Source organism: Pseudoduganella aquatica (genome assembly GCF_009857595.1).
Taxonomy (GTDB): Bacteria; Pseudomonadota; Gammaproteobacteria; order Burkholderiales; family Burkholderiaceae_D; genus Rugamonas; species Rugamonas aquatica_A.
Genome location: NZ_WWCU01000018.1, coordinates 72,489 through 98,985, shown reverse-complemented (window position 1 = coordinate 98,985; position 26,497 = coordinate 72,489). Strand labels below are relative to the sequence as shown.

At 64.1% G+C, this 26,497-nt stretch carries 13 protein-coding genes; 7 read left to right on the top strand and 6 right to left on the bottom strand.

Annotated features, from left to right (window positions below):
- Window positions 1-68 precede the first annotated feature (68 nt).
- A complete protein-coding gene (locus GTP77_RS16825; protein ID WP_229202234.1) occupies window positions 69-2,876 on the bottom strand; it encodes a TonB-dependent receptor in 2,808 nt (935 codons plus the stop codon).
- Between the two features lie 319 nt (window positions 2,877-3,195).
- Here GTP77_RS16825 and aroG point away from each other — a divergent pair, with 319 nt between their 5' ends.
- Window positions 3,196-4,257 (top strand): 3-deoxy-7-phosphoheptulonate synthase AroG, encoded by a 1,062-nt coding sequence (aroG, locus tag GTP77_RS16820; RefSeq protein WP_161073299.1) that lies wholly within the window; start codon window positions 3,196-3,198, stop codon window positions 4,255-4,257.
- A gap of 55 nt (window positions 4,258-4,312) precedes the next feature.
- Here the strand turns inward: aroG and GTP77_RS16815 are convergent, their stop codons facing one another.
- The 5 genes from GTP77_RS16815 to GTP77_RS16795 form a co-directional block, all read right to left on the bottom strand.
- A complete protein-coding gene (locus GTP77_RS16815; protein WP_161073298.1) occupies window positions 4,313-7,117 on the bottom strand; it encodes a TonB-dependent receptor domain-containing protein in 2,805 nt (934 codons plus the stop codon).
- Window positions 7,118-7,519: 402 nt separating this feature from the next.
- Window positions 7,520-10,195 carry a TonB-dependent receptor gene (locus tag GTP77_RS16810; RefSeq protein WP_161073297.1) on the bottom strand — a complete coding sequence of 892 codons (2,676 nt, stop codon included), beginning with the start codon at window positions 10,193-10,195 and terminating at the stop codon, window positions 7,520-7,522.
- Between the two features lie 134 nt (window positions 10,196-10,329).
- Window positions 10,330-13,158: a TonB-dependent receptor gene (locus tag GTP77_RS16805; protein ID WP_161073296.1), complete on the bottom strand. Its 2,829-nt coding sequence runs from the start codon at window positions 13,156-13,158 to the stop codon at window positions 10,330-10,332.
- A gap of 265 nt (window positions 13,159-13,423) precedes the next feature.
- Window positions 13,424-16,198: a TonB-dependent receptor gene (locus GTP77_RS16800; protein WP_161073295.1), complete on the bottom strand. Its 2,775-nt coding sequence runs from the start codon at window positions 16,196-16,198 to the stop codon at window positions 13,424-13,426.
- A gap of 415 nt (window positions 16,199-16,613) precedes the next feature.
- Window positions 16,614-19,394: a TonB-dependent receptor gene (locus GTP77_RS16795; protein ID WP_229202233.1), complete on the bottom strand. Its 2,781-nt coding sequence runs from the start codon at window positions 19,392-19,394 to the stop codon at window positions 16,614-16,616.
- Between the two features lie 394 nt (window positions 19,395-19,788).
- On the opposite strand from GTP77_RS16795, the gene GTP77_RS16790 reads away from it, so the two are divergent.
- From GTP77_RS16790 to GTP77_RS16765, 6 genes are all read left to right on the top strand, one after another.
- The gene (locus tag GTP77_RS16790) at window positions 19,789-20,502 is read left to right on the top strand and encodes a periplasmic substrate-binding domain-containing protein (protein ID WP_161073294.1); all 714 of its coding nucleotides are present in this window, start codon (window positions 19,789-19,791) and stop codon (window positions 20,500-20,502) included.
- A complete protein-coding gene (locus GTP77_RS16785; RefSeq protein WP_161073293.1) occupies window positions 20,502-21,440 on the top strand; it encodes an ABC transporter permease in 939 nt (312 codons plus the stop codon). Before GTP77_RS16790 ends, GTP77_RS16785 begins: the two co-directional genes overlap by 1 nt.
- 10 nt (window positions 21,441-21,450) lie before the next feature.
- Entirely contained in the window at window positions 21,451-22,542 is a 1,092-nt protein-coding gene (locus GTP77_RS16780) for an ABC transporter permease (RefSeq protein WP_161073292.1), read from the top strand.
- Entirely contained in the window at window positions 22,543-24,240 is a 1,698-nt protein-coding gene (locus GTP77_RS16775) for an ABC transporter ATP-binding protein (RefSeq protein WP_161073291.1), read from the top strand. It abuts the gene before it with no gap.
- 21 nt (window positions 24,241-24,261) lie between these two features.
- Window positions 24,262-25,230: a VTT domain-containing protein gene (locus GTP77_RS16770; protein ID WP_161073290.1), complete on the top strand. Its 969-nt coding sequence runs from the start codon at window positions 24,262-24,264 to the stop codon at window positions 25,228-25,230.
- A gap of 205 nt (window positions 25,231-25,435) precedes the next feature.
- Window positions 25,436-26,467, top strand: a complete 1,032-nt coding sequence (locus GTP77_RS16765; protein WP_161073289.1) for a glucokinase — start codon at window positions 25,436-25,438, stop codon at window positions 26,465-26,467.
- Window positions 26,468-26,497: the final 30 nt, after the last annotated feature.

Genomic DNA, 26,497 nt, shown 5'->3' with positions numbered 1-26,497 from the left:
TGCCGGCATTCGTAGGCATTTTCCGGCGTAGGGCGGGTTAGGCGGGACGCCGTAACCCGCCACCGCCATCAGAACTTGTAGCGCATCCCCACATTGAAGTAGCGCCCCAGCGCGCCGCTATAGTCCAGCGGGTTGTACGACACCGCGCCATAGGTGAGCGGGTCCAGCGGCGCAATCTTGTCGAACAGATTCTGCACCGACGCCGTCACTTCCATCTTCTCGCTGACCCTCCAGCGCGCCGTCAGGTCCACCGTGGTGAACGACGCCAGCTTGCAGCCGCGCGGCGCGTCCGTGCCGTCGGCAAAGTGGGTGGCGCAGCCGTCCGGGTCGTTCTTGAACAGCGTGTTGTCCAGCTTGCCCCGGTAGTTGGCGCTGGCCGTCAGGCGCAAGGCGTCGCGCTCCCAGGTGGCGCTCAGGTTCACCCTGTCGTCCGGCGTACCGATGCAGTTGGTCACGTCGCAATTGCCGTGCGTGCCGGCGAAGTCGCGCTGCGAACCGTCGGTCTCCGTGCGCAGCCATTTGAACAGGTGCGTCCACTTGGCGTCCGCCGACAGCGTGCCCCAGCTGCCCATGCCGAAGGTCTTGCGCAGGTCCAGGTCGGCCCCGCGCACCTTGGTGTTGCTGGAGTTGACGTAGCGCGCCAGCACCGCCGTGATGGCGCCCGGATCGCCCGGCAGGACGGCGGTGGACGGGTCGCGCGCGATATGGCCGGCCGCGATGGCCGCGTCGGTCTGTTCCTGGTTGATCTCGTTCTTGCGCTTGATCTGCCAGAAGTCCAGCGACACGCTGGTGCGCGGCAGCGGATCCCACACCACGCCGGCGCTGTAGCTCTTCGAGCGCTCCGGCGCCAGCGCCGGGTTGGGCGAGGTGATGATGGCGATGGAGGCCGGGTTGCAGGCCACCTGCACGCCCAAGGCGCAGCGCGCCGGGTCCTCCGCGGTGGAGAAGGCGGCCAGGCCGCCCACGCCGTTCTCGGCCGCGCTGGGGGCGCGGAAACCGCGCGCGAAGGTGCCGCGCAGCGCGAATTCCTTGACCGGCGTCCATTTCAGGCCCGCTTTCGGCGTGTAGGAATTGCCGACGTCGGAGAAATGGTCGTAGCGCAGCGCGGCCGAGGCCTCCAGCGTCTTGTGCAGCGGCGCCAGCAGCTCGGCGTACACGGCGCTGGCCTTGCGCTTGCCCTTGTAGGCCGAGTAGCCCAGGCCGATGATGTTGCCGATCTCCGTGCCCTGGGTGGGCGCCAGCTCGGTCGATTCGCGCCGGTATTCGGCGCCCACCGCCATGCCCAGCGCGCCGCCGGGCAGCTGGCCGAATTCGCGGCTGGCTTTCACGTCGAGCTGGTTGATGCGGGTGGCGGCGTCGTTGGCGATGGTGGGCGAGAGCGCGCCGTACAGCGCGGCCGAATTCAGGCCGGCGTTCTCGCCGATGCGCCAGTAGCTGCCGGCCGGCAGCGCGGCGTAGGCGGCGCTGCGCGCGCGCGCCGCCGCCACATTGGCCGGGCTGGGGTCGAGCAGGGCGAAGGCCACGTCGCGCTGCAGATAGCCGGTGCGGGTGTTGCTCACTTCGTTTTGCGAGAACAGCCAGGCGGCGTCGATGTCCCACTGCTGCCAGTTGCCCTTGGCGCCGGCCACGAAGCGCGTGAAGTCCGAGCCCACGTGGCTCACGCGCGGGCCGGCGTCGGCCGCCAGGTAGCGCAGCCGCGCGGCGCGGCCGAAGTAGGGATTGTCCGGATGGGCCGCGCCCAGCTGCACGGCGGCGTTGCTGACCGGGCCGCCCGGGTAGCCGACCGAGGCGCTGACGGTGGACGGCGTGGTGGTGGCGGTGGAATTGCTGTGATAGAAGTTCAGCTCGCTGTACGCCAGCCAGCCCGGACTGAGTTGGTAGCTCAGGCGCGCGAAGGCGTTGGCGGTTTCCTGCTCGGGCTGGATTTCACTGTATTGCTGCTGCGCGTCGATCAGGCAGCCGCCGCCGGGGTCGCCTTGCGGGTGGCGCGTGAAGTTGGCGCAGGCGGCGCCGGGGAAGAAGCGCGTGAAGCCGGCGCCGGCCGGGTTGCCGCGGCTGTAGTAGTCCAGCGTGTCGGGATTGCGCACATTGCCGTTGACCGCGCTGCCGGCGTTGTTGTTGCTGATGATGGCGCCGGTGCCGCCCAGCGTTTCCTGGGCCGAGAAGCCGTAGTCGCGCAGGTCGCTGCGGCCGATGTAGCGGCGGCCGCTGCGCGCGCTGTTGGCGACCGCGCCTTTGCGGCCGTATTCCAGGCTGGCCATGAAGTTGTAGCGGTCGCTATCCAGGCTGCCGATGCCGTGGGTAATGGCCAGGCGCGTGTCGTGGCCGTCGCGCTCTTCGGACACGCCCTGGCTGGCGCGCACCGTGGTGCCCTGGAAGTCGCGCCGCAGTATCACGTTGACCACGCCGGCGATGGCGTCCGAGCCGTAGATGGCGGAGGCGCCGTCCTTCAGGATTTCCACCCGTTCGATGGCTTCGGACGGGATCACGTTCAGGTCGGCGAACACTTTCTGGCCGTCGTCGGCCAGGCCGTAGGGCGCCACGCGGCGGCCGTTGATCAGCACCAGGGTGGAGGCCGCGCCCAGGCCGCGCAGCGAGATGCCGGACGCGCCCGAGGCGAAGCCGCCGCCGAAGGTCATCGGCACCGAGCCCTGGTTGTCCACCGCCAGCGTCTGCATCAGCTCGGCCACCGTGGTCTTGCCGGATTTTTCGATATCGGCCCGGCTCAGCGTCTGGACCGGCGAGGCGGTTTCGGCCTGGGCGCGGCGGATGTTGGAGCCGGTGATTTCCACCCGCTGCATGGGCTGCTGGGCGGCTTCCTGCGCGTAAGCCTGGCCCAGCACACTGAGCAGGCCGGGCAAGATCAGTTTCTTCATTGCATTCTCCATAAGGTAAGCAGGATTGTGCAGTCTTGCCTTCTTTGGGCGAGGGGGTGCTGATCTGGATCAAGGAAACTGCTTGCCAAAGCTTGCAAATTGTTGCTATAGTCGTTGCAACCTTTTAGGATTTCATCCATGCACTTCTGCGTTTTCTTTACCGGCCATTTTTACTTTAGCAATTCCAACCCAAAGGCGGTGGAGTAGCGGCCGGTTCACGTAGCAGCAAAAACGAGATCCCAGCAGACCCAGACAAACCGCCAGCGATGGCGGTTTTTTTTTAGCCCACGATTTTCAGCCTTAGACTTCAGGAGATACCATGCAACGCACCGACGACCTGCGCATCCGCGAAATGAAGGAACTGGTCCCCCCCTCGCACCTGATCCGCGAGTTCGCCTGCACCGAGGCCGCCAGCGCCACTGCCGCCAATGCGCGCGTGGCGCTGCACCGCATCCTGCACGGCCAGGACGACCGCCTGATGGTGGTGATCGGCCCGTGCTCCATCCATGACCCGAAAGCGGCCATGGAATACGCGCGCCGCCTGGCGCCGCTGCGCGAGAAGCTGGGCGCGGACCTGGAGATCGTGATGCGGGTGTACTTCGAGAAGCCGCGCACCACCGTGGGCTGGAAGGGCATGATCAACGACCCCTACATGGACAACAGCTTCCGCATCAACGACGGCCTGCGCATGGCGCGCGAGCTGCTGCGCGACATCAACGAGCTGGGCCTGCCGGCCGGCACCGAATACCTGGACGTGATCAGCCCGCAGTACATCGCCGACCTGATCAGCTGGGGCGCGATCGGCGCCCGCACCACCGAGTCGCAGGTGCACCGCGAGCTGGCCTCCGGCCTGTCCTGCCCGGTGGGCTTCAAGAACGGCACCGACGGCAACGTCAAGATCGCCGTCGAGGCCATCAAGGCCGCCTCGCAGCCGCACCACTTCCTGTCGGTGACCAAGGGCGGCCACTCGGCCATCGTGTCGACCAACGGCAACGAGGACTGCCACATCATCCTGCGCGGCGGCAAGGCGCCGAACTACGACGCGGCCAGCGTGGACGAGGCTTGCAAGGCCATCGCCGCGCAAGGCCTGGCGGCGCGCCTGATGATAGACGCCTCGCACGCCAACAGCTCGAAAAAGCCGGAGAACCAGATCCCGGTGTGCGCCGACATCGCCGGCCAGATCGCCGGCGGCGACGCGCGCATCGTCGGCGTGATGGTGGAGTCGCACCTGGTGGCAGGCCGCCAGGACCTGGTGCCGGGCAAGGAGCTGACCTATGGCCAGTCCATCACCGACGGCTGCATAGACTGGGACAGCAGCGTGCAGGTGCTGGAAGGCCTGGCCGCCGCCGTGCGCCAGCGCCGCCTGCACAATGTGGACTGACTGAAGCGCTAAAAAAAAAGCCCGCACGAAGCGGGCTTTTTTCATGTTGCGCAGATTACTTGAAGGTGTAGCCTGCGGACACGTACACAAAGCGGCCGCGTGGGTCGTATTGGTTGATGTCGTAGCCGGCCTGGAACTGGTTCGACACTGGCACGAACACGCCAGGCTGCTTGTCGAACAGGTTGCGCACGCCTGCGCTCAGCACCAGCGATTTCCAGGCTTTCCAGGTGACGTTGGCGTCGTAGGTGGCCATGGCGCCGATGAAGTTGCGCTGGCCGTCGCCTTGGCGGAAGCCGGTTTCATAGCTGGATGCGAAGTTCTGGGTCAGGGTAGCCGACAGCGGACCCTGGCTCCAGCCTGCGCTCAGCGCGTGCTTCCAGCGCAGGACCACGCCGCCGTTCTGCGCGCCCAGTACCGGGTCGCCATTCTGGTCCACCAGCGTGCCGACCTTGTGCGAGATCGTGCCGCCAGGGCTGGTCTGGTCGAACTTGTCCATGTAGGTGCCGTTCATGGTCATGTCGAAGCGGCCGTAGGCGGTGTTCTGGCGGAACTGCGCGAACACGTCCAGGCCTTCTACGTTGGCGTTGCCGGTGTTGGCCAGCGTGGTGTAGATCAGGTCGACGTCGTTGCCGGCCAGTTTCACCAGGTTGGCGTAGGCGGAGTCGCCGCGGCGGAAGCCCGATACCACTTCCTGCGCCGACGGCGTGGCCAGGATGTCGGACACCTTGATCTTGAACCAGTCCACGCCGAAGGTGAAGTTGTCGGCTGGCGACAGCACGATGCCGACCGAACGCTGCTTCGATTCTTCAGGCTTCAGATTCGGATTGCCGCCGGACACGGCGTTCACCTGCAGCTGCGACTGGCCGGTCTTCGGATCGTTGAAGGTCTCCGAAGTGCCGGTGGTTTGCGGCTGCCACAGATCGGTCAGCGTCGGGGCGCGGAAGCCCGAACCGGCCGAGGCGCGGATCAGCACCGACTTCAGCGGCTGCCAGCGGCCGTTCACCTTGTAGTTGTTGGTGCCACCGACGTCGTTGTAGTCGTCGCGGCGCAGCGCCACGCCCAGGTCCAGGGTCTTGGTCAGCGGCACGCCGCCTTCTGCGAACACCGAGTTGATGGTGCGCGACTTGTTGACTGGTGGCACGCTGCCGCCCAGGCCGGCGATGTCGCCGGTTTCCAGTGCCGCGCTTGGGCTGGTGTGGAACTTGTCCTTGCGCGACTGGGCGCCAACCGCGTACTGCGCGGTCAGGCCGGCGAACTGCGGCAGCTCGCCCGAGATCTTGGCGTCGAAGGTGTCGCTCTTCGATTTGCCCACCAGGGTGTCGCCCGCGTACTGGGCCGATTTCAGCTTCTCGGCCAGTGCGCCGGTCTGGACCGCGCCTGGCGCCCATGGGTTCCAGTTGTTGGCCGGATCGTTGATGATCTTGGCGTAAGCGACCTGCGAGAAGTAGCCGGCCGGCACGGTGCCGTGGATCTTGCTTTCGTTGCTGGCGACAGCCACTTCGTAGTCCTGGCCCCATACCTGGCCGCGCGAACCGATGACGAAGCGCGACTGCTTGGCTTCGTCGACGCTGGTGCGGTTGCCGAAGTCAAACACGCGGCTGGTGATGGCCAGCGGCTTGCCGATCAGGGTCAGGAAGTTTTCGTTGCCCTTGATGCTGCCGTATTTGGTCAGGTAAGGCACGGCGATCGACTGGTACACCGGATTGCTTGGGTACAGCAGCAGCGCTGGATGCACTTTTTGCTTGGCGAACTCGCCGTCGGTTTCCAGGAAGGAGCGGCGCACCGGGCTGCCCTGGAAGCTCTGGGTGACGGTGGACTCCGAATACAGCGCGTCGGCGAACAGCTCGTGGTCGGCGTTGATCTTGAAGGCGCCATTGGCGGTCAGGTTTTTCAGTTCGCGCTGTGGAATCAGGCCCACGAACGCGGCGCTGTCGAAGGCGCAATATGGCGTGCCCTTGGAGGTGTTGGTCGCGTTCTTGTACATCAGGATGGAATCGCACTTGCCCTGGTCGGCCAGCGGATTGCCGTAGCCGGTGCCTGGCGCATTGCCGAAGCCTGGCAGACGGTCGTTCGGGTAGGCGCCTGGAACAATCGCGCCTTCGATGTTGCCCTGGCCGGTCGCGCCGGAAGCGTAGTAAGGCAGGTTGTTGCCGGTGGCCGAGTAGGAGCGGTCGGTCGCTTTCAGCAGTTTTTCTTTTTCGTACGAAGCCGACACCACGACGGAGTAGCCGTCGGTGCTCAGGTCGCCCAGGCCGCCGGTGATGGACGCTTTCGAGTTCTGGCCGCCGCCGCCTTCGGTTGGCGAGCCGTAGCCGCCGGTCACTTCCACGCCCTTGAAGGACTTGGACAGGATAAAGTTGACTACGCCGGCCACGGCGTCCGAACCGTACACGCCCGAAGCGCCGTCTTTCAGCACTTCGACGCGTTCGATGGCGGCCAGCGGAATCACGTTGACGTTGACGGAGGCGCCGCCGCCGCCGGCGAAGGCGGCCAGGCGGCGGCCGTTCACCAGCACCAGGGTGCGCTCGGCGCCCAGGCCGCGCAGCGAGATCGAGGACAGGCCGTAGGTGGAGCTGCCGGCGCCGGTCGAGTTCTGGGTCGAACCGGAGGAGGACAGGGCGGAGATCGAGGTCAGCAGTTCTTGCGTGCTGGTCGCGCCGGTGCGGGCGATTTCTGCCTTGGACATGACCTGCACGGGCAGGGCGGTTTCGGCGTCGACGCGTTTCAGCGAGGAACCGGTGATTTCAACGCGCTGGATAGTTTCCGGCGTCGATTGCGCCTGGGCGGCATGCATGCCCAGCACCAGGCCACCGGCGCAGATCAGGCGTACCGAACGGGACAAAATTGTTTCTTGCATCATTTAACTACTCCCAAGATTTGTTGAAACGGCGTCTGCGGCCGTATTGACGTGCGTTGATAGATGGCAAAGATTTGCCATTAGTCCATGTAATCATCCAGACAAGACCGTGTCAATGTGAATAATTAGTGGTTTTTGGTGATTTTCCAGTTTTTCGGTATGTCTGTTGAACAGTCATAATTCGGCCGGATTTTCGGCTTTAGACGCTAAAAGGTGGAAATTTCGCAGTATGTGTTTGTAATGACGTGATCATTGTAAAAAATGGTCACTATGCAGAAAGGTGGTAGTTTGACGGTTTTGGCAAATAGTAAATAATGTAACGAAGATGTGCGGATGTCACTTTTTTGCTACAAAATGATACATGCGGCCTAGGGGAAGCCGCCGGCCGGGGCCGGCGGCGTGGCGTCAGAAGGCGTAGCTGCCGCGCAGATAGAGGGCGCGGCCCACGGCGTCGGTGTAGCGTGGGTCGTAGCCTTTCTGGAACAGCGTGCCCTGGTTGGAGAAGGGCGGTTCCTTGTCCAGCAGGTTCTTCACGCCGGCCGTCAGCGTCAGGCCAGCGATGCCGCTGTAGCTGGCGGTCAGGTTCCACAGGCTGTAGGACGGCACGTGGTTGAGGAACTGCGGCGCGATGTCCAGGTTCTGGTCCTGGTAGCCGCTCTTGAAGGACTGCGCCAAGGTGGCGCTCCACACGCCCAGGCGCCAGTTCAGCGCCGCGTTGTGCTTCCAGCGGAACACCGGGTTGTTGGCGGCGTAGCGGCCCACGTTCTGCGTGTAGGGGCCGTCGCGCTCATCCTGGTATTCGTATTGGTGGACGTAGGTGCCGTCCAGCGAGAAGGTGAGGTTGCCGTAGGCGGTGGCGCCCGAGCGCAGCGTCAGCGACACGTCCACGCCGTCGGTGTTGACGCGGCCCAGGTTCTCCTTCAGGTCCAGGATGGCCAGCGGCGAACCGTCCGGGTTGCGCAGGAAGCGGTCCTTGTACTTGGCGTAGTTGCCGTAGATGACTTCCTCCGGCAGGGCATTGATCTTGTCCTTGAGCTTGATGGTCCAATAGTCCAGCGCCAGCGTGGCCTGCGGCACGGGCTCGAGGACGATGCCGGCCGCGAAGGTGCGCGACTTCTCCGGGTTCAGGTCCGGATTGCCGCCCTGCAGCTTGAACTGCTGCAGGTCGCAGTCGCGCAGCGGGTTGGTGACGGGGTTGGAGGACGGCACGCCGCCGGGGCACAGCACCGGATCGTTGTAGGTGTTGTTGGTGTCGTTCCTGGAGCGCGGCGCGTTCTTCTCGAACAGCGTGGGGGCGCGGAAGCCGGTCGAGGCCGAGCCGCGCAGCAGCACCTGCTTGCCGGGCTGGTAGCGCAGGCCCAGCTTCGGGTTGGTGGTGTTGCCGGCGTCGCTGTAGTCGTCGAAGCGGGCGGCGAACTGCAAGTCCAGGTCCTTGACCAACGGCAAACTCAGCTCGCCGAACACGGCCTTGATGGTGCGCGAGCCGGCCGTGGACTGCGAACCGGACAGGCCGGAGCTGGCGGCCTGGCCGGCGATGTCGCGGTTGACGAAGAAGTCCGCCTCCTCGCGGCGCAGCTCGCCGCCGACGGCCACGGCGGCCTTGCCGCCGGCCAGCTCCCACAGCTCGCGGCTGGCCTTGAAGTCGATGCCGGTGTTGCGGGTTTTGCCGTTCTGCACCTTGCCGCGCAGCGCGGTGCTGGCCAGGTAGGCCTTGCCGGCCGCGTCCTGCAGGCCGAAGGGATTGAGGATGCCGTTGAACACGCCGGCCGCGAACGATTCGTCGCGCACATAGCCGCCGGTGAACCATTCGGCCGAGCGGCTCTCCGACAGCGTGAAGCCGGTCTTGTACTCCCAGCCGCGCAGCAGGCCCTCGGCGCCTATGCTGAGGCGGTCCGCCGCGCCCAGCGAGTTGATCTCGCGCTGGCCGGCCTCGGTGGGGCGCCAGTTGACCGACAGCGGCTGGCCGGACAGGCCGGGCATGGCGGGCACGCCGCCGCCCGGATTGCCCGGGTAGTATTTGCTGGTCCTGGGCAGTATCAGCCCGGTCTGCGGCGGCGGCGCGGTGTGCGACAGCACGTCGTTCTCGGCGTGCAGGTATTCGATGCTGGCCTGGTGCTCGTTGTTGATCTTGAAGCTGGCCTTGCCGAAGAAGGCGGTCTGCTTCCGCGCCGGCAGGTCGTCGATCAGGCGGGTGTAGTCCTGGCGGCAGGTGCCGCCGCCGCCGATGGGCAGGGAATAGGGCTGGTCGCAGCCGGCCGCGCGGCCCGGATTGCCGGTGACGTTGGAACCCGGATCGAAGAAGTTGCCGGGGAAGGTGGTGCCCGAGGTCAGGTTCAGGCCGCGCGAGGGAATCACCCCGGTCTGCGAGAAGGCGCGCTGCTGCGAGGTCAGGATGTCGAGCTTGTGCCAGTCGAACACGCCGAACACATTGTAGCCGTCCTGGTCCAGGTTGCCGAAGCCGGAGGACAGGTTGACGCGCTGCTCGTCGGCGCCGGGCGCGCGCGGCAGCAGGGCCTCGGCGCTGATGGTGGTGGTCTGCACCGAGCGCCGGGTGATGAAGTTGATGACGCCGCCGATGGCGTCGGTGCCGTAGATGGCCGAGGCGCCGTCGCGCAGCACTTCCACCCGCTCCAGCGCGCTGACCGGAATGATGTTGAGGTCGACGCTGGCGCCGTCGTAGGGATGGTTGGCGATGCGGCGGCCGTTCAGTAGCACCAGGGTCTTGTCGCTGCCCAGGCCGCGCAGGTCGGCGCTGGACTGGCCGCCGGTGGGCAGGCCGGAGCTGTTGCCGCCCACCACGTTGCCGGAGCTGAAGCTGGAGCTGTTGGAGGGGATGCGGTCCAGCACCTCCTGGGCCGTGGTCAGGCCCTGCTTGACGAAGTCCTCGGCCTTGAACACGGTCAGCGGATTGGCCGTCTCCGACACCAGGCGCTTGATCGACGAGCCGGTCACTTCCACGCGCGGCATGGGCTGCGCTGCCTGCTGTGCGGCCTCCTGCGCATGGGACCAGGCGGATACCGCCCCCAGGCCCAGCGTGCACGCCAGGCGCGCCGCGTGGGCGATTGCTGTTTTTCTCATCATGGACTGCGCTCCCTCTGTTATGGAAAGGGCAGTGTGCGCGGTCGCCGCAATGAAACTGTTGAGTAAAATCAAAAAAGGCGCTGATTGCTCAGCGCCTTTTCGTGCTTACATCAACGCCGTGGCGTCAGATCCCATCAGAACTTGTACGAGCCGCTGAGGTAGAACTGGCGGCCCAGGGCGCTCGAGTAGGACGGGTTGTAGCCAACCTGGTGCGAACCGGTGTTGCGCAGCGTGAACGGCGGATTGCGGTCGAACAGGTTGATGATGCCGGCGGTCAGCTCCACGTTCTTCAGCGGACGGTAGGCCGACTGCAGGTCGAAGGTGGTGTAGCTCGGCACGTCCAGCGTGATGCCGTAGCAGGCGCCCGGCGAACCGGCCACGATGACGGCGCAGTCGTCTTCCGACTGCGGCTTGTCCTTGTAGCCGTTGCGGTAGTTGGCGGCCAGCGTGTGGGTGAACTTGGCGGTCTCCAGCGAGGTGGTGGCGCGCACCACGTGGCGGAAGCTGACCTTGTCGTTCGAGCCGTAGCGGTTCAGGCTGGTTTCCCACTGGTCGTCGGTGCCCGGGGTGGTGTAGCGCGACTTGAGCAGCCAGGTGCCGGCCAGGCGGCTGGTCAGCTTGCCGTCGAACAGCTTCATCTTGTGGGTGAAGTCGTAGTCGACGCCCTGGTTTTCCACCTTGCCGATGTTGATTGGCAGCAGCTTGATGGCCAGCACGTCCTCGCCGGTCGAACCGATGTGCTTGGTGGTGAACAGCGAGGCGTACTTGGCCGGGTATTTAAAGATCAGGCCTTCGGACACGGCGGTCACCTGGTCGCGGATTTCCACATTCCACAGGTCGATCGCCATCGACAGGCTGTCGATAGGCTCGAACACAAAGCCCACGCTCCACTGCTTGGACTTCTCCGGCTTCAGGTCCGGATTGCCGCCCTGGAAGGCTTCAAACTGCTGGCGCTGCACGCCGTTGCAGTAGGAGGCCAGCGGGTGGCTGCCCATGCCGTTGGCGGCGGTCAGCGGGCACTGGTAGTTGCCGCCGGTGACGCCCCAGTCTTCCAGCGGACCGGCGATCTCGGTCATGCTGGCGGCGCGGAAGCCGGTGCCTGCCGCTGCGCGCAGCATCAGGTTCTTGGCGGCCGCGTACTTGGTGCTGACCTTCCAGGTGGCGGCGTTTTCCTTGCTGCCCACTTCCTTGCCGGTCAGGTTGTTGTCGATGGCGCCGATCTGGTCGTAGCGCACCGAGGCGGTCGCTTCCAGCTTCCTGGTGATCGGCATCATCAGCTCGGCGTAGGCGCCGGCGTTGTTGCGCTCGTAGTTGCTGTCCACCTGGGCGTTGTCGAACAGGATTTGCGCCTGCTTGGCCACGTCGGCCTGGTCGATGCGGAAGGCGGTGTTGCGGAAGTCCGCGCCCACGCCCAGCTGGGCGCTGCCGCCGGCCAGCTTGAACACTTCGCGCGAGGCGCGCGCATCGATGCCCTTCATTTCCACGGTCTGCGTGTTGTAGGTGCCGCTGAAGCCGGTGTCCAGCAGCGCGCTGCGCATGGAGGCTGGCATCTCGCCCTGGGCGTAGCCGAAGGGATCGATGGTGCCGGCGTCCAGCGCGGCCTGGAACTTGTCTGCCAGGGGGAAGCCGCCCACGTATTTCTGGGTCTGCTTGTTCTTCGAGTAGGTCACCGCCGAGTTGATGTCCCAGCCGAATGCCTGGCCGTCCACGCCCGCCACCAGGTGGGTGGCCTTGGTGCCGTAATCGTAGGTGCGGTTGCCCATTTCATACAGGCGGTACTTGGCCACCACCGAGGTGGCGCCGGCTTTCTGTTCCGGCGTCAGGTAAGGCTGGATGTACTTGTTGTACAGGGCCGAGCCCTTGGTGATGCTGAAGTCGGCCGGGTAAGGGGCGATGCTGGCGACGATTTTTGCTTCGGTGTAGGCGAAGTCGAAGAAGCCCTTGAAGCCGGTGTTGCCCAGCTTCAGGCTGCCCGAGCTGAAGATGGAGTCGCGCTGCGATTCAGGGTTGATCTCGATGGTGGACGGCGAATCGTAGTAGCACTGGCCGTCGGCGTAGAAGTCCAGGTTGCTGGTGGCGCACTTGCCGCCGTGCGACAGCGCGTATGGGTTCAGGTTGACATTCTTGACGATAGGCTGGCCGGTGACCGGATCGATTTCGCTGCTCTTGTAGCTGACGGCGGCGTTGGCTGGCAGCGCGCGCGAGGAACCGTTGATGAACTGCAGGGCCTTGCCGGTTTTCGGGTCGGTGAAGTTGACGATGCCTGTGCGCGCGAAGTCGCGCTGCGAGGCTTTCAGCTGCTTCTGCTCGTCATGGCTGGCCGAGACGAACACGCTGTAGCCGTCGTCCTCGTAGTCGCCGAAGCCCTTGCTGATGCTGATGGAGTTGCTCTTGCCGCCGGATTTCTGGGGGCTGTTGTACTTGGCGTTCACTTCCCACGGGGAGGCGCCTTTTTTCAGGATGAAGTTGACCACGCCGGCGATCGCGTCGGCGCCGTACAGGGCCGAGGCGCCGTCGGTCAGCACTTCCACGCGCTCGATGGCCGACAGCGGGATCGAATTCAGGTCGATGGTGGTGCCGGAGTTGGACGGCGCCACGCGGCGGCCGTTCAGCAGCACCAGGGTGTAGGCCGCGCCGATGTCGTGGATGGAGGCGGTGGTCACGCCGCCGCCGCCGCCGCCGACCGAGTCGGCCGCCACGGAGAAGCCCTGCATGGCGGGCAGTTGCTGGATGAAGTCGGTGACCGTGGTCACGCCGGACTTCTTGATGTCTTTCTGGCTGAAGGACTGCACCGGCAGCGACGATTCCGCCGCGATGCGCTTGATGCTGGAGCCGGTGATTTCCACGCGCTGCATGGCGGCGTCCGGCGCCGCGTCCTGGGCGCTGGCTGCGTGCATGCCCAGTGCCAGGCCGCCCGCGAACATGACGCGCAGCGAGCGCGACAATACTGTTTCTTTGATCATTGCTTTGTAGCTTTCTCTTGATGCGATAGGGGGAACGTCAACTTGCTGTTTTTGCAGGTCCCTGTAATTCTCACGAAAAATCACAGGGGCGATATGAAACCACCGATTGCGCAGGCTTGTCAATTTTTGTTCGGGTTTTTCGTCAAAATCGACGTATTTCTGCCAACTCGATACGGTTTTGGCAAGTGAGTTGTCTAGGCTTGTCAAAAGAAAAAGGGGCGGTGCTTGCGCACCGCCCCTCGGGCAGATTCAGCTAATCAGGCGATTAGAAGAATTTGTAGTTCAGGCCCACTTTGACGTAGCGGCCGATGGCGCCGGTCGCGTCCATCGGGTTGTAGCTCAGGCCGCCGTAGGTCAGCGGATCCAGCGGTGCGATCTTGTCGAGCACGTTGTTCATCGACGCGAACAAGGTCAGCTGTTTGCTGAAGTTGTAGCGGGTCGACAGGTCCAGCGTGGTGAACGAGGCGATCTGGCAGTCGGTGGTGCCTGGCTGGCCGTTGGCCAGGTTGGAGGCGCAAGGATTGCCTTCGAACAGGATGTTCTTCATCTTGGCGCGGTAGTTCACGATGCCGTTGAAGTTCCAGTCGCCGATATCCCAGGTGCCGGTCAGGTTGATCTTGTCCTTAGGCGTACCGGCGCAGTTCGAGGTGTCGCAGTTGCCGTGGGTGCCAGCGAACTGGTACACGGTGGTGGCGGACTCGTGACGCTTCCACGAAGCCACGTGGGTCCAGGTCAGGCCCAGCTGGGCTTTGCCGTAGGCGCCCAGGCGCAGGCGCTGCTTGATGTCCAGGTCCACGCCGCTGATTTCGGTGAAGCTCGAATTGCGGTATGGGGCCTGGGTCAGCACCAGCGTGCCCGAGTTCGGGATCACGACGCCGTTCACGACCAGGTTGTTGTCGTTGCGAACTGCGGTCGGCAGGGCGGCCGCTTCGTTGTACGGCAGCGGGTTGATCTCGTTGGAGCGCTTGATCTTCCAGCCGTCCAGGGTGATGCCGGTGTCGGCCAGCACGTCCCATACCACGCCCAGGGTGTAGCCCTTGGAGGTTTCTGGTTGCAGGTTAGGATCGCCCACTTTCACGGCGGCGACAGGAATGCCGCAGTCGGTCGAGGTGGCGCCGCCGGCGGCTGGTACTTTACCGCCTGGGCAACGGATCGGATCGGCCACGGTCGAGGTGCCGGTCGATTGCGATGCTTTCGAGCCTTCAGCCGCGCCTGGTGCACGGAAGCCTTCGGTGTAAGTGCCGCGCAGTGCGAAGGACTTGACCGGGGTCCACTTGGCGCCAACCTTCGGCGTGGTGGAGTTGAAGTTGTCGTATTTGTCGTAGCGGAAGGCTGCGCTCAGTTCGACGTTCTTGATCACCGGCGCCAGTACCTCGGCGTAGATCGCCGACACCTTGGTGTCGCCGAATGCTGCCACGTAGCTGGAGTTGATCGAGCCGTCTTCCGAACCCTTCAGCGAAGGATTCGACAGTTTTTCCTGGCGGTGCTCGGCGCCGACTGCCAGCCCCATATTGCCGCCCGGCAGAGCCCACAGCTCGCGCGAGGCCTTGAAGTCGATCACGTTCAGCTTGGTGGTCGAATCGGAGGTGGCGTTGGTCACCATGGCTGCGTACAGCGAGGCCGGGTTCTTGTTGGCCTGTGCGCCGATGTAGTACGGGAAGTACTTCGAGGTTGGATCGCCCAGGGCGGCCGCCACCACTTTCATGTTCAGCATATTGCTGTAGTCCAGGTGCAGCTTGGACTCGGAGTGGGTGAAGCCGGTGTCGTAGTCCCAGCCCATGGCCGAACCCTTGACGCCGATGACCAGGCGGTTGAATTCGTTGTTGGCCGAGCGGGTGCTTGGGCCGACGTCAAACGCGGTGTAGCGGATGCGGATAGGCGCGCCGTAAGGATTCTGCGGGTGCGCGGCCGACATGATGTTCAGGTTGCCGTAGTTGATGAAGCCCAGCGGGTTGGCGGCGTTCGGCGGGAAGGCCACGGTCGGGGTGACCGATGGCGGCACCAGGGTGAACGAGGTGTCGCGCTTGGAGTAGCCCGCTTCCACGTAAGCCTGGGTGTTTTCATTGATCTGGAAGGTGCCGCGCGAGTACAGGTTGATCGATTCGATCTCAGGCTGCATGTCGCGGAACTGGTCGGCGTACCAGACGCAGCCGCCGTTGGCGCCGGTCTGGCTGGCGCTGGTCAGCGACGAGCAGCCTGGCAGGGCGACGTAGTTGGTGGTCTTCGGATCGCGCAGCAGGCCGACCGGGGAGGCGGTGGCGTTGTTGGTGCCGTTGATGTAGCCGCTGGCAAACTGGGTGCCGATAGGGAAGCCGTAAGGACGCAGGTCGCCGTGGCCGATATGGCCGCGGTCGCCGCGGTCGCTGTTTTTCAGCTTGTCCGACTGCTGGTATTCGGCATTGAACACGAAGTTGTACTTGTCGTTGTCCAGGTTGCCTTTGCCGAAGGACAGGGAAGCCTTGTTCTGCTTGGCGTCGCTGTAGCGCGAGGTGCCGGTGTCGCCTTTTACTTGCAGGCCTTCGAAGTCCTTGCGCAGGATGATGTTGACCACGCCGGCAATCGCGTCCGCGCCGTAGGTCGACGAGGCGCCGTCCTTCAGGATCTCGATGCGCTCAACGATTTGCATCGGCACGGTGGACAGGTCGGTGAAGCTTTTCTGGCCGTCGTCGGCACGGGCGAACGGGGCCATGCGGCGGCCGTTCAGCAGTACCAGGGTGGAGGTCGCGCCCAGGCCGCGCAGCGAGATGGCGGTGGAGCCGGCGGCGAAACCGTTGCCGAAACCGGTAGGCAGCGAACCGGCGCCGTCCACGGTCAGGGTCTGCAGGTATTCGGCGACGGTCGCCTTGCCCGATTTCAGCAGCTCTTCGCGGCCGATCAGCTGGATCGGCGATGCCGTCTCAGCGGTAGCGCGCTTGATGCTCGAACCGGTAATTTCCACGCGCTGGACATTCGCGTTGGCATCTTGTGCCATCGCCGGCGTTGCCAGCAGACCTGCTGCAACCACGCTGCCCGAGAATATCAGGCGCACGGAACGTGCCATAACTGTTTCCATCATCATACTAAAAGCCTCCAACTGTTGAGATGTTCGAACGGATGTGCGCAGCGTCCTGCATCTGGCAAGTTGGTGCGCAACTTTCCCGTTTCCAGTTGAGCAAAGGGCTAGGCATTTGCTCAATTGTTCGATGAAATCATCAGCCGGGTTCAGCTGTCAATGTACGTGATCCCCCTATTTGCGGACCGATAGTTGTTGTTCAGGCAGGGAAAATGGCTGTGGCAAGCCCTAACATCCAGTAAATTCGGACTACGGCATGTAACTTGATGTAGCAGCTTTGTTGCTCGGGGCGCCGCCGGGTTTAACGCTTGCGTGGAAATGCGTTAGTTTTTGGCGACACTTATATGCAAAAAGGGCGGTGATCGCTCACCGCCCTTTTCAGGCTAAGCCCTCAAATGATGAATTATTTGAAGCTGTAGTTTGCGCCGACCTTGAAGTAGCGGCCGATGGCGCCGGAAGCGTCCATCGGGTTGAAGCTCATGCCGCCGTAGGTCAGCGGATCCAGCGGAGCGATCTTGTCCAGCACGTTGGCGACGGACGCGGTCAGCTGCAGGTTCTTGCTGAAGTTCCAGCGGGTCGACAGGTCCAGCGTGGTGAAGGACGCCAGTTTGCAGCCGTTAGGGGCCACGGTGCCGTCGGCAAACTTGGAAGCGCACACGTCGCCTTCAAACTTGATGTTCTTCATGCTGTCGCGGTAGTTCAGGTTGGACGCGAAGTTCCAGGCGCCGATGTCCCAGGAAGCGGACAGGGTGGCCTTGTTCTTCGGCGTGCCGGCGCAGTTCGAGGTGTCGCAGTTGCCGTGGGTGCCAGCGAACTGGTACTGCACGGTGTCGGACTCGGCGCGCAGCCAGGACGAGATGTGGGTCAGGTTCAGGCCGATGACGGCTTTGCCCCATGCGCCCAGGCGCAGGCGCTGTTTCACGTCCAGATCCACGCCGGTGACTTCGGTGTAGCTCGAGTTGCGGTAGGCGCCCGACACCACCAGCAGCGAGCCGGAGTTAGGGATGACCTGGCCGGCGGCGTTCTTCAGGTTGTTGTCGTTGCGCACGGCCGTTGGCGACTGCGCCGCTTCAGCGTAGGAGACCGGGTTGATCTCGTTGCTGCGCTTGATCTTGAACGCGTCCACGGCAATGCTGTTGCCTTCGAACGGATCCCAGACCATGCCCAGGGTGTAGCCCTTGGACTCTTCAGGCTGCAGGTTCGGGTTGCCGACCTTGATCGAGCTGACGGTGATCGAGCAGTCGGTCTGCGAAGCGCCGGCCGCCGGGGTGCCGCCCGGGCAACGGATAGGATCGCGCACAGGGGCGCTGCCCACTGCCTGACTCAGCACGTTGGACTCGGCCGCGCTAGGTGCGCGGAAGCCTTCGGTGTAAGTGCCGCGGACTGCGAAGTTCTTGGCCGGGGTCCATTTCGCGCCCAGTTTCGGGGTGGTCGAGTTGAACTGGTCGTAGTGGTCGTAACGCAGGGCTGCGGTCAGTTCCACGGTCTTCAGCACCGGCGCCAGTACCTCGGCGTACACGGCCGACACGTTGTTCTTGCCGAACGCGGCGGTGTAGCTGGAGTTGATGGAGCCGTCCGAGGTGCCGGACAGGGATGGGTTGTTCAGCGTTTCGCGGCGGTGTTCGCCGCCGATGGCCAGACCCATCTTGCCGCCTGGCAGTGCCCACAGTTCGCGGCTAGCCTTGAAGTCGGCGATCACCAGCTTGGTGCTGGAGTCGGAGGTGGCGTTGGTCACCAGGGCTGCGTACAGCGAGGCCGGGTTCTTGTTCGCCTGCGCGCCGATGTAGTACGGGAACAGCTTGGAGCTTGGGTCGCCCAGGGCCGACTGCAGCGCCTTCATGTTGAGCATATTGCTCCAGTCCAGGTTCAGCTTGGACTGCGAGAAGGTGAAGCCGGTTTCATAGTCCCAGCCCTTGATGGTGCCTTTCAGGCCGGCCACGAAGCGGGTGAACTCGTTGGTGTTCTTGCGGGTGCTGGCGCCCACGTCGAAGGCCGAGTAGCGCACGCGCACTGGCACGCCGTACGGGTTCTGCGGGTGGTTGGCAGCCATCAGGATGGTGTTGCCGTAGTTGATCAGCTGGTTGGCGCCGCCGTTCTGGCCCGGGAACACCACGGTCGACGAGGTCGACGGCGGGGTCAGGGTGAAGGCAGTGTCGCGCTCCGAGTAGCCGGCTTCAAAGAAGGCCTGGTGGTCGGCGTTGATCTGGAAGGTGCCGCGCGAGTACAGGTTGATCGATTCGATCTCTGGATTCATCGAGCGGAACTTGTCCTGGTGCCACAGGCAGCCGCCGTTCGGGTCTTGCGGGGTGACGCTGGAGAACTGTGCGCAGCCCGGCAGCGACACGTACTGGCCGGTTTTCGGGTTCAGCAGGGCGCCGGTAGGCGATGGCGAGGAAGCGCCGTTGGTGATGTAGCCGCCAGCGTACTGGGTGCCCACGCCATAGCCCCAAGGGCGGATGTCGCCGTGGCCGATCCAGGCGCGGCTGCCGCGGTCGGAAGCCTGCAGGCCGTCGGTGTGGCTGTATTCGGCGTTGAAGACGATGTTGTACTTGTCGTCGTCCAGGTTGCCCTTGCCGGCGGTGACCGAGATCTTGTTCTGCTTGGCGTCCGAGTAGCGCGAAGCGCCGGTGTCGCCCTTGATCTGCAGGCCTTCGAAGTCCTTCTTCAGGATGATGTTGACCACGCCGGCGATGGCGTCGGCGCCGTACAGCGAGGAAGCGCCGTCTTTCAGCACTTCGATGCGCTCAACGATCTGCATCGGGATGGTGGACAGGTCGGTGAAGCTCTTCTGGCCGTCGTCGGCGCGCGCGAAAGGCGCCATGCGGCGGCCGTTCAGCAGTACCAGGGTGGAGGTCGCGCCCAGGCCGCGCAGGGAGATGCCGGTGGCGCCAGCGGCGAAGCCGGAACCGAAGCCGGTAGGCAGGGAGCCGGCGCCGTCGGCCGACAGGGTCTGCAGGTACTCGGCCACGGTGGCCTTGCCCGACTTCATCATGTCGTCGCTGGTCAGGACCTGGATAGGCGACGCGGTTTCCGCGGTCGCGCGTTTGATGCTCGAGCCCGTGATTTCCACGCGCTGGATGTTGGCGTCTTGTGCATAAGCCTGTTGGGCCATCAGGCCCGCCGCCACTACGCTGCCCGAGAAGATCAGGCGCACCGAGCGGGATAAAACCGTTTCCATCATCATTACAAACAACTCCCAAGAAAAGTATCGTTTGGGCGCAATAAGGCATAGCGCTGCTGGCGCCGCAGGGGAAGATCCCGGATGCGGCGTCGGCAGGAGGCTTGAATTAGTTGCACACCAACAATTCTCTCCAAAAATCACATATTGTTTTCGGAGAGGGTTCGCATCAAAGCACCGGCCACCAGGAATTGTCAATGAAAAGCACATTTTTAAGTGCGTAAAAACAACACCCTCTTGCGGTGTTAATACGGCTATGTTGCGTTGCGTTCATCTATGAAAGATAGTCATTTGTGCGGATTCGGTATTGCGTTGCAGCATATTTTTTTCTTGCGCGCTTTTCTGGGGTAAGGATGATGGTGGGGGAGCGGGTGCTCCTATAACCTTGGGATATACCTGCATGAAACCAGTCCATCGCTGGCGGGCCGCTTTGCTGCTGGGCCTTGCGCTCAGCTCGGCAGCAGCGTCATCGGCCGAGCCGGTGAAAGTGCTGCGCTACATCCTGCCTGCCGCGGAAACCAGTTTCGATCCCGCCGTGGCGCGCGACCTGACGTACACGATACGGCTGAAGCGCGGCCTGCTGTTCACCCCGGATCCGGCCTTCAAGGGCCGGCAGCGCGAGCTGACCATGGCAGACTACGTCTATTCCTGGAAGCGCCTGATCGACCGCGAGATCACCTATTTCTACTGGAATATGCGCGACCCGGTGCTGGGCGGCATCCGCCTGGAGAACGAGCGCATGATCTTCACCGACATCCTGAAGGCCGAGGTGCTGTGCAAGCTGCAGACCCGCAATTACCAGTGGATAGCCGACTACCCGGACGGCGATAATTTCATGCAGCTGTTCTACGGCCCCAACATCGGCCAGAACAACAACGGCTGCTACCAAGACGCGCAGTACGACGCCTGGTACGCCACCAGCAAGCGCCTGCCGGCCGGCGCCGGGCGCGACGCGCTGTACCACAAGATGGCGCGCCGCCTGGAAGCGACCGGCGGCGCCATGATGGGCTACGCGCGCTACCGGAATATGCTGGCCCAGCGCAGTGTGCTGGGCTATAAGAAACATCCCATCCTGCACCAGGAATGGGCGTATATCGATATTGAGAGGAAGTGATGCTTGCCTATATTCTGCGCCGCCTGTGGCAGATGCTGCCCACCATGCTGGGCGTGGTGCTGCTGGTGTTCGTGCTGTTCAACTGGGTGGGCGGCGATCCGGCCTATATTTTGGCGGGCAAGATGTCCAACGCCGAAAGCATCGCCAACATCCGGCGCCAGCTGGGCGTGGACCAGCCTTACTACGTCCAGCTCGGCATCTTCCTGAAGCAGATCGCCACCTTCGACTTCGGCCAGAGCTGGGCCACGGGCGAGTCCGTGTCCAACATCATCACCACGCGCCTGGGGCCGTCGCTGACGGTGCTGGTGCCGCTCACGCTGCTGGAAACGCTGATCGGCATTGCGCTGGCGCTGATCGTCGCCTTCGTGCGCGGCTCGCTGCTGGACCGCGCCGTGATGATAGCCTGCACCGTGGGCATGTCGATTTCCATCCTGGTCTACATCATCGTGTTCCAGTACGGCTTCGCCTACCAGATGGGCTTGTTCCCGGTGCAGGGCTGGGGCGAGAATTTCTGGGACAACCTGCTGCGCTATTCCACCTTGCCCATCCTGATCGGCCTGGCGGTCTCGATCGCGCCCACCTTGCGGCTGTACCGCAGCTTCGTGCTGGACGAAGCCAACCAGGATTACGTGCGCACCGCGCGCGCCAAGGGGCTGGGCGAGGCGCGCGTGATGTGGGTGCACGTGCTGCGCAACGCCGCCATCCCCATCATCACGCACGTCATGGCCAACCTGCCCGCGCTCTTGATCGGCGCCTTCCTGCTGGAGCGCTTCTTCGGCATTCCCGGCATCGGGCGCGAAGTGATCCTGGCGGTGGAGCGCAGCGACTTTCCCGTGATCAAAGCCATCACCGTGTACGTGGCCATCGCCACCATGGTGTTCAACCTGCTCACCGACCTGCTGTACCAGGCGGTCGACCCCCGCGTACAGTTGAAATAAGGAAGTACAGATGCAGAACACACACGCCGCGCCCGGATTGTGGGCGCTCGCCTGGCGCCGTTTGCGCGCCGACCGCGTGGCCATGGTGGCCCTGGCCATCGTCGGCGCCTTCATGCTGCTGCTGGTGCTCTCGGCCAGCGGCCTGATCGTCTCCGACTGGGAAGAAGAAGTCGGCATCAACTACGCCCCCCCCAGCTTCGCCGCCGGCGTTGCTGACGTAGGGCGGGTTAGCCCCCCGGGCGTAACCCGCCAGGCTCCGCCACCGCCCAACGAATTCGACCCCCTGGCCGAAGACCTGCAAGCCCTGCAAGGCGCCCCCGCCCCCGAGGTCGACATGCACGGCGTCGCCGACCCCCTGGCCGACGACCTGAAAGCCCTGCGCGCCCAGCTCCCCGGCGCCGCCGGCCCGGCCGCCGAGCGCCTCCCCAGCCTGCCTTTCGGCGGCGACAAATGGGGCCACGACGTCATCAAGAAAACCATCAAAGGCGCGGAAACCTCCATCGTGGTGGGCCTGGTGGCGGCCCTGGTGGCGGTGGGCCTGGGCACCTTGTTCGGCGCCGTGTCCGGCTTCTACGGCGGCCTGGTGGACGACTTCTTCAACTGGTTCTACAGCATCTTCACCTCCATCCCGTCCATCCTGATGATCTTGACGGTGGCCGCCGTGCTGCAGCAAAAGGGCGTGATGACCATCGTGCTCATCCTCGGCCTGACCGGCTGGACCGGCCCCTACCGTTTGATACGCGCCGAATACATCAAGCACAAGGCGCGCGAATACGTGATGGCGGCCGACGCCATCGGCGCCTCCAGCTGGCGCAAGATGTTCTCGCACATCTTCCCCAATGTCAGCCACGTGGCGCTGGTGCAGATGTCCATCCTGGTGGTGGGCTTCATCAAGGCCGAAGTCATTCTCAGCTTCCTCGGCTTCGGCGTGCCGGTGGGCGTGGTCAGCTGGGGCTCCATGCTGAACGAGGCGCAGAACGAGCTCATCCTCGGAAAATGGTGGCAGCTGACGGCGGCCGCCACCGCGATGGCGCTGCTGGTCACCGCCTTTTCCCTGTTCACCGACGCGCTGCGCGACGCCCTCGACCCGAAAGTGAAGTAAATGGACAGTCTCGACCACAACCTGCTTGAAGTGCGCGATCTGCGCGTGCGCTTCCGCATCGACAAGAAAAACACCTTCGAGGCCGTGAAAGGCATCAGCTTCGCCGTGCCGCGCAACAGCACCGTGGCGCTGGTGGGCGAATCGGGCAGCGGCAAATCGGTCAGCTCGCTGGCGGTGATGGGCCTGCTTCCGGCCGACACCACCCTGATCGACCCGGCCAGCAGCATCCTGTTCCAGGGCCGGGACGTGCTGCGCCTGAGCACCGCCGAGCGGCGCCGCATGTGCGGCAAGGACATCTCCATGATCTTCCAGGAACCGATGTCCTCGCTGAACCCGGTGTTCACGGTGGGCTACCAGATCGGCGAAGTGCTGCGCCAGCACATGGGCATGAACAAGAAGGAGGCGCGGGCGCGCACGCTGGCGCTGCTCGACGAGGTCGGCATTCCCGACCCGGCACGCAAGATCGACGCCTATCCCAGCCAGATGTCCGGCGGCCAGCAGCAGCGCGTGATGATCGCCATGGCGATTGCCTGCGAGCCGCAACTGCTGATCGCCGACGAGCCCACCACGGCGCTGGACGTCACCATCCAGAAACAGATCATGGAGCTGATCGCCAGCCTGCAGAAGAAGCGCCAGATGTCAGTGCTGTTCATCACGCACGACCTGGGCCTGGTGGGCGAAATCGCGGACCATGTGATCGTCATGCGGCACGGCGAGGTGCGCGAAACCGGCCCCACGCGCCAGATCTTCGGCGACCCGCAGGACAGCTACACCCGCGCGCTGCTGCATTGCCGCCCGTCGCTGGACGCGCGCCCGTGGCGCCTGCCCGTCATTAACGACTATATGGAAGGCAAGGCCGGCGCCGGCATCGAACTGCGCCAGCGCGCGCGCGGCACCGCGCCGGACGACGAGCACGTGCTGGTGGTGGACAAGCTCAGCAAGAGCTTCTTCCTGCGCGAGGGCCTGTTCGGCAAGCGCGAGTTCAAGGCGGTCAAGGACGTGTCGTTCAAGCTGCCGCGCGGTAAAACCCTGGGCGTGGTGGGCGAGTCCGGCTCCGGCAAGACCACGGTCGGCCTGACCCTGCTGCGCCTGCACCAGGCCACCGGCGGCACCGCCATGTTCGAGGGCAAGGACCTGATCTCCATGCCGGCCAGCGAGTACATGGCCTACAAGCGCCGCATCCAGATCATTTTCCAGAATCCCTACGCCTCGCTGAACCCGCGCTTCACCGTGGGCCAGATCCTGCTCGAGCCCATGCGGCTGCACAATATCGGCGCCAACGAGCGCGAACGTGTGGAAAACGCGTACCAGCTATTGGAAAAAGTGGGTTTGCCCGCACTTGCCTTCCATCGCTACCCGCACGAGTTTTCCGGCGGCCAGCGGCAGCGCATCGCCATTGCGCGCTGCCTGACCATGAAGCCGGAAATCCTGGTCTGCGACGAGTCGGTGTCGGCGCTGGACGTGTCGGTGCAGGCGCAGGTGCTCAATCTGCTGCAGGATTTGCAGGACGAGTTCGGCTTGTCCTATATCTTCATCTCGCACGATTTGTCGGTGGTGAAATACATTTCAGACCAGGTGATGGTGATGAACCAGGGCGAGGTCGTGGAGCTGGCGGATTCGGACGAGCTGTACCGCAATCCGCGCCATCCCTACACCAAAGCGCTGCTTGGAGCGATCCCGCGTCACGATTTCGGCTAATTCGGATAAGATAGCGTCACCATGGCCAACTTACTCTCATTGCTGCAGGAATACGGTGTCTTCATCGTGTTCGCGGTCGTCCTGATCGAACAGATGGGCCTGCCCATACCTGCGTTCCCCTTGCTGATCGTGTCGGGCGCGCTTGCCGCCAACGGCGAACTGCATTGGGCCGGTGTGCTGGCGGCCGCCTTGCTGGCCTGCTCTGTGAGCGACTTTTTCTGGTTCCGCGCCGGGCGCCGCTACGGCAAGCGCATCCTGAAGCTGCTGTGCCGCATCTCGCTGTCGCCGGACTACTGCGTCAGCCAGACCGAGGACAACTTCCGCCGCTGGGGGCCGAAATCGCTGCTGGTGGCCAAATTCATTCCCGGTTTTAACACCATCGCGCCGCCCATGTCGGGCGCCATGGGCACCTCGTATCCGCGCTTCCTCGGCTTCAGCGTGCCCGGTGGGCTGATCTGGTCCGGCACCGGCATCGCCATCGGCGCCTATTTCCACCAGAGCATAGACGACGTGCTGGACATCCTGTCCACCATGGGCGGCACCGCGCTGAGCGTGCTGGGCGTGCTGCTGGCGCTGTTCATCCTGTACAAATATGTCGAGCGCAAGCGCTTCCAGCAAGCCGTGCAGATGGAACGCATCACCGTGGACGAGCTGCGCCAGCTGCTGGTGGACGGCCATGCCCCCGTGATGGTGGACGCGCGCAGCGTGACGGCGCAGATGCTGGAACCGGCCGTGCCGGGCGCGCTGCTGGCCAACGGCGATCCGCTGGCCGTCATCGCGTCGCTGCCGAAAGACCGCCACATTATTGTGTATTGCAGCTGCCCCAACGACGTGACCGCCGCCCATATGGCCAAGCTCATGCATGCGCGCGGCTACAGCTATGCGCGGCCGCTGCACGGCGGCCTGGACGCGTGGAACTCGGCTTTCGCCCATGAGCTGCGCCGTCCGCGCGACGAGGAGGGGACGGCGGTGACCGCTTCCCACGGCTAGGCCGGCGGCCCCGCCGTTCCGTCGAAAACCCCGGCTGCGGCCGGGGTTTTTTGCTTTTGTGGGGTAGTCATACTACGTTGAAAATATGGCAGGACGTCAGTTTTTTACCTCATTGAATTTGAGAATGTACTAAAACTACAAAGAATACTTGCGCCTGCGCCGGGATTTCCATTAAGCTAAGGCCTCAACGATTCTTATTGCCATCATGACTGCCCAGCCCACTTCCCCTCAAAATTCCGGCTTCCCAGGCGGCCCGCGTTTGCTGGCGGACGTCGGCGGCACCAATGCGCGCTTTGCGCTGGAAGTGGCTCCCGGTAGCATTCAACAGATCAATGTGCTGGCCTGCGCGGACTACCCCTCGCTGGCGGACGCGCTGCGCGCCTACCTGGCGCTGCCCGGCGTGAAGGCGGTGGCGGGCGCGGGCATCGTGCATGGCGCCATCGCCATCGCCAATCCGGTGACGGGCGACTTCGTGCGCATGACCAACCACCACTGGGAATTCTCCATCGAGGCGCTGCGCGCCGCGTGCGGCTTCGAAGTGCTGGTGGTGGTCAACGACTTCACGGCCCTGGCCAGCTCGCTGCCTTTCCTGTCGGATGAACAGAAGCGCCAGGTGGGCGGCGGCACGGCGCAAGCCGGCGCGCCGCTGGGCCTGATCGGCGCCGGCACCGGCCTGGGCGTTTCCGGCTTAATACCGAGCAAATGCGCCGGCAAGGACGGTGGCTGGACCGCGCTGCTGAGCGAAGGCGGCCATGTGAGCTTCTCGCCCGCCAACCCGACCGAGGTCGCCATCCTGCAATATGCTTGGACGGAATTCGATCACGTGTCGGCCGAGCGCTTCATGTCCGGCGTGGGCATCGAACTGATCTACCGCGCGCTGTGCGCCCATCGCGGCGTGGCGCGGGAAGACATCGCCGTGCCGGAAATCGTGCGCCGCGCGCTCGACGGCGAGAGTGCGCTGTGCGACGAAGTGGTGGAAACCTTCTGCTGCATGCTGGGCACGGTGGCCGGCAACCTGGGCGTGACGCTGGGCGCGCAGGGCGGCATCTATATAGGCGGCGGCATCGTGCCGCGCCTGGGCGCGCGCTTCGACCGTTCCGGTTTCCGCGCCCGCTACGAGCAGAAGGGCCGCTTCGCCCAGTACCTGGGCCGCATCCCGACTTTCGTCATCACCGCTGAATACCCGGCTTTCGTTGGTGTTTCTGCAATCTTGAGCGATCGACTTGCCTCGGCGTAATTCTTGTTACGGCTGTCTGGACAATTTATC

What these genes read in the sequence shown, in the direction of transcription:
- GTP77_RS16825 (WP_229202234.1), bottom strand. Translation starts at nt 2,876, where the DNA reads ATGAAGAAACTGATCTTGCCCGGCCTGCTCAGTGTGCTGGGCCAGGCT.
- aroG (WP_161073299.1), top strand. Translation starts at nt 3,196, where the DNA reads ATGCAACGCACCGACGACCTGCGCATCCGCGAAATGAAGGAACTGGTC.
- GTP77_RS16815 (WP_161073298.1), bottom strand. Translation starts at nt 7,117, where the DNA reads ATGATGCAAGAAACAATTTTGTCCCGTTCGGTACGCCTGATCTGCGCC.
- GTP77_RS16810 (WP_161073297.1), bottom strand. Translation starts at nt 10,195, where the DNA reads ATGATGAGAAAAACAGCAATCGCCCACGCGGCGCGCCTGGCGTGCACG.
- GTP77_RS16805 (WP_161073296.1), bottom strand. Translation starts at nt 13,158, where the DNA reads ATGATCAAAGAAACAGTATTGTCGCGCTCGCTGCGCGTCATGTTCGCG.
- GTP77_RS16800 (WP_161073295.1), bottom strand. Translation starts at nt 16,198, where the DNA reads ATGGCACGTTCCGTGCGCCTGATATTCTCGGGCAGCGTGGTTGCAGCA.
- GTP77_RS16795 (WP_229202233.1), bottom strand. Translation starts at nt 19,394, where the DNA reads ATGATGATGGAAACGGTTTTATCCCGCTCGGTGCGCCTGATCTTCTCG.
- GTP77_RS16790 (WP_161073294.1), top strand. Translation starts at nt 19,789, where the DNA reads ATGAAACCAGTCCATCGCTGGCGGGCCGCTTTGCTGCTGGGCCTTGCG.
- GTP77_RS16785 (WP_161073293.1), top strand. Translation starts at nt 20,502, where the DNA reads ATGCTTGCCTATATTCTGCGCCGCCTGTGGCAGATGCTGCCCACCATG.
- GTP77_RS16780 (WP_161073292.1), top strand. Translation starts at nt 21,451, where the DNA reads ATGCAGAACACACACGCCGCGCCCGGATTGTGGGCGCTCGCCTGGCGC.
- GTP77_RS16775 (WP_161073291.1), top strand. Translation starts at nt 22,543, where the DNA reads ATGGACAGTCTCGACCACAACCTGCTTGAAGTGCGCGATCTGCGCGTG.
- GTP77_RS16770 (WP_161073290.1), top strand. Translation starts at nt 24,262, where the DNA reads ATGGCCAACTTACTCTCATTGCTGCAGGAATACGGTGTCTTCATCGTG.
- GTP77_RS16765 (WP_161073289.1), top strand. Translation starts at nt 25,436, where the DNA reads ATGACTGCCCAGCCCACTTCCCCTCAAAATTCCGGCTTCCCAGGCGGC.